The following is a 6,870-nucleotide window of genomic DNA, read 5'->3' as shown; positions in this document are numbered from 1 at the left end:
TGGCAGTGTATTTGATCGGGTTATTGGAAAGAAGAGAAATGAACGCACAGAGCCTGAGTTTGGTCCGTGCGTAAAGGGTGTTTTTCAGGGGGGACTAATTTTTGGGGCCTGAAAGAAAGTTATGCAGAAATATATAGGCAGATTATAATGAAAAATTATTATGCGCCAGTGGCAATAGTGACGACTGCTCAAGTGAACAGGAGTCACTTGAAAATACCCATCTTTTAATACAACCCTCAGTGAAAGATTTTGATGAATATAATCCACCTTTGGAAAAAATTTAAATTTTTATTATTTCTTTTTTTTCTAATATTTTTTTATATGATTTTTTTTAATAAAGATCTAGAGGCATCAGGGATGAAGAATTATAGATTGTATTTCAGTGGGGGGGATGCGATGTTTGATATTAGGGTTAATGGGATTCCTGTTATCAAAAAAAGCTTTCCAGAAGAGTTGGCTAGTTCGCAGCCTATCAATCAGATGCTGATCCCCGGTAAAAATGAAATAACTGTTAACTTTAAGCAGTCAAGATTATTAAAAGATAGATCATTTGTATTTGATAAAGATTTAGCAGACGGATTTTTTATATCAGTTAGGTTGGATGTTGAATCGAAAAACATTGATGATAGCGTGGATGTTATCTATCTTGTGCAAGATGGTGATAAATATAAAGCCATTAATAAGAGTCTAAAAAATATTGAATTTAATAGAGAGGGTGAGGTAGCTAATACAGGAAGTGTTAGTGAATTTTCCACATCCTCTTTTGTCACTAACTTTGGAAAAGAATATGAAAGTAATCTTGTCAAAATTACAGTTTACATTGATGATGATAATTTGGACGAGGCTTTCTGGGGCGATGCAATACCTTTCGACCTTACAGATGAAGTAAAAAGTAAAGTTGTAGATAAGTATAAAGACATTAGAGGGTATGTTGAACATAATAATGGAGAAGAATATTTAGATCTCTTTTCCGATGTTTGGGATAGAACAGCAAAAGCATATGGCTTAGGTGATAAGGATTATTTTGTTAAAAATATGGATGCCATGAACCCTCAGAATATAGGCGAGGGGCAAGCTTTTGGAGAATTTGATTTCTCAAAGGAAGAATATAGTTTTGAACAGTTCAATAATGGTAGGTTTGTAAGGATCTTACCTACTCCTATTCATTGGGCTGATCATTATATAGAAGTTTCGCCAGTATTTTATTTCGATAAGAATATGAACATTCATGCTGTATCTATAGCAACGGATTAGATATGAAACCCATTGCCCGTTTAGGAGATCTTCACTCCTGCCCAAAAAAAGGACATGGCACATCCGCCATCGTATCTGTCGCGGCTGATTCCGATGCTGGCGGTCGACCCATTGCCACTGTGGGTGATCGCACTGGTTGTGGCGCGATCATCATCGAAGGCTCATCAAAAATGTCGATTGATGGCCGCCCCGTTGCCTATGTGGGTTGTAAAACAAGCCATGGTGGAACCATCATCACCGGTGATGAAACATTGTTGGTAGAGCCTTAAATCTATCTAGCCTAAGAAGCCCAAAGTGTTCAAAGTACTTTGGGCTTTTTTATATCTACTCAAGTCGCTCTTTAACAATTTGGTATTTCTTCGGGGCAGTAATCGTGCCGTGGTTTTGGTTTTTGACCCAAACCAGCGACTGCAAGATCTACCAAAACTAAACGATAGAGCTGATTGCCGAGTCCATCTTCCGTGAAGCTTCACGCTGGAACGCCACGACGATACCCCTGAAGAGTGCGCCGATTACCTGCTGCTGAGTGTCACGCACACCGCGCAAGATTACTCCTTTACCGTTACATTGAGGGTTAGAGCCGAAGTGTACATGTTGGAGGCTGCTTTAGGTGTTTATGGTTCCTTAAATAGAGGTTGGAATTATCAGTGGAAAACAACTTTTGAGAATGGGGGGAATCAGAAGTACAAACGACCTTTCTTTGAAGGACTAAAGCTTAAAGCTGGGATTGCATTTGAGATTTCAGGTAAAGATTATGATAATACAGGAGATGGAATTGATAATAAAAGTCAGAGTGATGCAAAATCAGGGCTAGCAGAAACCGAGGCTTATTTAATGAAGCCTACGGTGGACGAAGTGACGGATAATATACCAGCATGGATAAAGGAATGATTAGTAAGACTTATTTATTTTTATTTTATTTTTTAGGATTAATTTCTTTTTCAGGAATTGTTATAGCTGGCAGTGGTGCAAATATTTCAATCGGATCTGTTGATACGGTGTATGATATAAGAATTAATGGTTTGCCTGTTGTTAAAAATAAAAGTATTCAATCAAGGTCATTGTTGGTGCCAATAGATATTTACTTGAAAGAGGGTGAAAATGAGGTTCAGGTTAACTTTCTGGGAGCTTATAAGAAAGACGATAAGATTATTCGTGAATTAAGCGAAAAGGCACTAATTAAGTTAGGTGTCAGGCTAGCTGGGAAAAGGTATGGATTAATTGAAATTAAACGTAAAGATCAAGATGCTTTTGTAAAATTAAAATCTAATGATGAGGGAACAGTTAAGGTAGAAGATGAATTTGAATCCGAAAAATCTATTTTCTATGCTGGTTCAATTCCAGAAAAATCAACTCTTGTATCTTTTGTTATATTTATTGAAAGCTTTGAGACAAAAGATGTTTATTGGCTGGATGGTGAGAAAATAGATGAAACAGACTTTGATAAATTAAAAGATGCCTATATGGACGCTTATAGCTATATTGATAGTGGTAAGGGAATCGAGTATATGGAAAAACTTACACCATATTATAAGTCTATATCTAATTTTTATTATGATTGGACGTTTGAAAATACTATAAAAGACCTTAGTAAGCATTTTGAAAAAATTGATCAAAATGGTGCAGTTTTGAAAAAGCCTGATTTCTCTAATGTTAAAATGGAAATATTGGCCGGTGGACTTTTGTCGCGATTTATTTATAGTCCCTTAGCCTGGGATAAAGACGGGAAGACTGGTCGTCTTAATATAGCGTTTAAAAAGGTAAATGGTAAGTTTGAACCAGTATTTATATCAAACGATTATTCATTTTAATATGAAACCCATAGCCCGTTTAGGAGATCTTCACTCCTGCCCAAAAAAAGGACATGGCACATCCGCCATCGTATCAGTAGCGGCTGATTCTGATGCTGGCGGTCGACCCATTGCTACTGTGGGTGATCGCACTGGTTGCGGCGCGATCATCATCGAAGGCTCATCAAAAATGTCGATTGATGGCCGCCCCGTTGCCTATGTAGGTTGTAAGACAAGCCATGGTGGAACGATCATCACCGGTGATGAAACATTGTTGGTAGAGCCTTAAATCTTTCTAGCCTAAGAAGCCCAAAGTGTTCAAAGTACTTTGGGCTTTTTTATATCTACTCCAACCGTCTTTAACAATTTGGTATTTCTTCGGGGCGGTGATCCTGGCACCTCTGTTGGTGAAGAGCGGAGTATATCTCTTCTTGAGGTGTCCGGGTTATTCAACCAGAACAGAGGAAGGGAAGAAGTGTAATGCGAAATGTGAGTTGAAGTGGTCTGGAGTTACATTAGAATATTCATCAAAAATACAGATTGGTTGGTCTAATGAAGAGTCGAACGATTGGGAAACTAAAGATGAGTCTTCAGATATTAATGCCGAAGCTAAAAAGAAAATTTCATTAAGGCCAGGTGGGGTGTTAGGTGAGATATATTTTTAAAATTATTGGTCTTAGTTTTTTTGTTTTGTTTGGGTTGGTTGCTTTTGGAGATAATATGGATCCTTCAGTAAAAAAAATTGTCTTGGAATACTCTATATCAGCGTCTGGTTTTAAGTTTAGGGTTAATGATGTTCCGGCTATGTCGCCGAGTTTCCAAATAGGAACAATGGGTAATGTTAAAAGTCGATTTCCAATTAATCAACTTTTGTATAAAGGTGGAAATGTTATAGATATAGAGTTTAAAGTTAAAGATGAAAGTTTGGATGGTGCACGGTTTAGGTTTTCAATAAAAGATGCTGAAGCAAGTTCAGATGTTTTTTTGGATGAAGGCTATGTGTTTGATTTTAAAGTTAATGTTAATAATAGCGAAAATTCACTTGAGATAGTCGATACTGCAGGAAGTCAAGCAATATCTGATGTTAAATTTATTAAAGTAGAAGGCTCAGGAGCTTTAGAAGAGTGGAATAGGTATAGAATTAAATTTGAGTTGGCCTATGATTTTTATGATAGTGAGTATAGAAGTTCAGCAGTAGATTTATCTGAAAAAGAACATGGTGAGGTTGTGAGTGGATATAAGAAAACCTATGCCTCAATTGAAGACGGCTCTGTGAAGTCGCTCCTAAAAAATTATTTGCATAAATATAGCGTTGATACAGGTATGACAGAAGATGAGATTTATGAAAGTCTGTTTTCTGATTTTAAAGATCCTGAGCTTGGTTATGAGTTAGGGGCGTTTGATGCAAGCGAAAGCAATCTTATAATAGTTGGTAATGGTAAATTAGCTTTGCTTGATCCAAGCCCAATAGTTTATTTAAGTAAATCTCTAGGTAGGAAAGAGAGAATTATGATAATGCTTTGGAAGGATAAAAATGGGATATGGAATATCAAGGATTAGATGATGAAACCCATAGCCCGTTTAGGAGATCTTCACTCCTGTCCCAAAAAAGGTCATGGCACATCCGCTATCGTATCAGTCGCGGCGGACTCTGATGCAGGCGGTCGACCCATTGCAACTGTTGGTGATCGCACGTGTTGCGGCGCGATCATCATCGAAGGCTCATCAAAAATGTCGATTGATGGCCGCCCGTATATTTTTTTTAAAGTTCTAATTGTTGTATTTGGTCTATTGTGTAGTGGTTTGGTTGTTAGTGAGCAAAGATATTATTATGTGAAGCTGGATGGCGACTCGGCTGTTTTAAAGATGTATGTAAATGATGCAGAGGTCGTTAGCAAGCTTGGTAAAGGTGAGATTAATTATAATTTAAATGCTAACCAATATTTGGCAGATGGTAATAATAAAATTGTTATCGATTTAGAGCCTTACGATTTGGCTGCTAAAAAGTATGACTTCGATGATGAGTTGTTCTACTTAGATCTAGCATTGACAATGAATTCGTCTGAAGGAGAGAGTTTTCTGGATTTGATGAATTTGAGGTTTGATACTGATAGCCAAACTATGTATCAAAATAACGGGCCTAAAAAAATCGGAAGAGAGAGGGTTAATAGTAGTGATGCTATGGAGGTTTTATCTGATGTTAGAATAAAAAAATATACGATTCGTTACGCAAATAGATTTTCTGGTGATAATTCGAAAAGGATAGTTGTAGAATTCTCTGTTAAAGATGCGGATCTAGCTAAGCCGAGTTGGCTTGATGCTCAAATAATCGATACTGTTAATGAAGATGTCAAAGAAGAACTATGGAATGGATATGAAAATGTTTATGAGATTATAAAAGGAGATGATAAGCAGGCTTATAAAGAGATTTTGCATAGGGTTAATAAACATTTATCTAGTGTGATAAATTATGATGTGGATGATTTTGCGGATGAGGTTTTAGAAAGTGATCCTTTGAATGAAGATGGTCTTACATTTGGTGATGACTTCTATAAAATAAAAGAAGGCGAGCATTTTATGAGGTTATCGCCTGATGGGAAAATGATTTCCATTATACCAAATCCATTGACTTACAAGAATGAAGATGGTGAGTATGTTTCTGAAAGGGCGATGTATTTTTGTAAGTTTGATGATAAATTCGAAGTATGTTACATCTACGATACAGGTTATTAATGAAACCCATAGCCCGTTTAGAAGCTCTTCATTCCTGTTCCAAAAAGGGAATAATGCATCCGCCATTGTCCAAGGTACGGCTGATTCTGATCTATGATGTTTTCTCTCTGTTAATTGCTCTCACTAGGTAAGGTTGATGTTTAAGAACCTATTTTATTGTTTTTCTTTTTGTTTTGTTTTTTATTGTGACTTGGTTAGAGCTAATGATTATTCGTATGATATTAGCATTCTATCTGAGAGTATGTATTTAAGGGTGTTTGTTAATGATGCCGAAGTTTTAAAAACAAACGATCTGAAAAATATAAGTTCTACGTTTGGGTTGAAAAAGTATCTGAAAAATGGGGTTAACCAGATTGTTCTAGATGTTGCACCATTTAATATCGATAAAAGAAATTATGAGTTTCACAATGATGTAAAGCTAGAGATTTTTATTTCTAGTTATCGATTAGATGGGATTAATAAGGTGGGTGAGAGTAAAGCCTTTGTCGTCTCTTCATCTTTCAATAAAGGTATGATGGAAAAAGAAAAATTTGGTGTTATCAGTGATAAGGATGTTTCATATGAAGGTGGTAATGTTAAGTTTTTGAGGTTTGATGATCAGGGCGAAATTGATATTGAATATACAAGTAACTCAAAAAGCACTGGTAAAAGGTTTAAAGTCGAATTTTTTGTCGAGGATGAAAGTCTTGTAAGCCCGCCTTGGTTAGATGCTGTTCCAGTGGACGATTATGGAAAAATAAGCGGGAAGGTTTGGTCGAAGTACAAAGATGTTTGGAATTTGTTCGATGGCAATGATTTCGATGGCTATGTGGAAGAACTTGGCTTAGTGCTAGATAGAGTTGCATATGTTACTGGCTATAAGAATAGGTATAAAGTAGCAGATGAGGTTTTTCCAAACCAGATGTTGGTTTTGGATGGGAAGTCTTTGGTTTCATTAGATTCTTGGAAAACGTTTTATCCGGATTCGATCGTATCTTTGTCACCTGATAAAAAGCTGATTCGTATTTAGTCGCCCCTGAAAAATACGTAACCGTATGATTTATAGTGGTTTATAATGCGGTTCGATTATGGAAAACCCGCTTTTTTTGCCCTT

General features: G+C 36.5%; 9 protein-coding genes. All 9 read left to right on the top strand.

All coding sequences use genetic code 11. The features are described 5' to 3' along the window. Positions 1-252: 252 nt before the first annotated feature. Entirely contained in the window at positions 253-1,254 is a 1,002-nt protein-coding gene (locus ACXAF9_RS18055; protein ID WP_475076775.1) for a hypothetical protein, read from the top strand. A gap of 2 nt (positions 1,255-1,256) precedes the next feature. Then, entirely contained in the window at positions 1,257-1,523 is a 267-nt protein-coding gene (locus tag ACXAF9_RS18050; RefSeq protein WP_475075432.1) for a PAAR domain-containing protein, read from the top strand. Between the two features lie 322 nt (positions 1,524-1,845). Continuing rightward, positions 1,846-2,145, top strand: a complete 300-nt coding sequence (locus ACXAF9_RS18045) for a hypothetical protein (protein WP_475076771.1) — start codon at positions 1,846-1,848, stop codon at positions 2,143-2,145. Further along, positions 2,130-3,065: a hypothetical protein gene (locus tag ACXAF9_RS18040; RefSeq protein WP_475076768.1), complete on the top strand. Its 936-nt coding sequence runs from the start codon at positions 2,130-2,132 to the stop codon at positions 3,063-3,065. Before ACXAF9_RS18045 ends, ACXAF9_RS18040 begins: the two co-directional genes overlap by 16 nt. Before the next feature lies 1 nt (position 3,066). Next, a complete protein-coding gene (locus ACXAF9_RS18035) occupies positions 3,067-3,333 on the top strand; it encodes a PAAR domain-containing protein (protein WP_475075432.1) in 267 nt (88 codons plus the stop codon). A gap of 25 nt (positions 3,334-3,358) precedes the next feature. Continuing rightward, positions 3,359-3,709, top strand: coding sequence for a hypothetical protein (locus ACXAF9_RS18030; protein ID WP_475076766.1), 351 nt, complete (start codon positions 3,359-3,361; stop codon positions 3,707-3,709). Continuing rightward, positions 3,693-4,604 (top strand): hypothetical protein, encoded by a 912-nt coding sequence (locus ACXAF9_RS18025; protein ID WP_475076763.1) that lies wholly within the window; start codon positions 3,693-3,695, stop codon positions 4,602-4,604. The genes ACXAF9_RS18030 and ACXAF9_RS18025 overlap by 17 nt, the downstream gene beginning before the upstream one ends. Continuing rightward, positions 4,605-5,777, top strand: coding sequence for a PAAR domain-containing protein (locus ACXAF9_RS18020; RefSeq protein ID WP_475076758.1), 1,173 nt, complete (start codon positions 4,605-4,607; stop codon positions 5,775-5,777). 136 nt (positions 5,778-5,913) lie between these two features. Continuing rightward, positions 5,914-6,786: a hypothetical protein gene (locus tag ACXAF9_RS18015; RefSeq protein WP_475076754.1), complete on the top strand. Its 873-nt coding sequence runs from the start codon at positions 5,914-5,916 to the stop codon at positions 6,784-6,786. Positions 6,787-6,870 lie beyond the last annotated feature (84 nt).

The sequence above is a fragment of the Neptunomonas sp. ABH4_499 genome (assembly GCF_056160565.1).
Note: the sequence above shows the minus strand (reverse complement) of the source record. Positions and strands in the feature narration are given on the sequence as shown.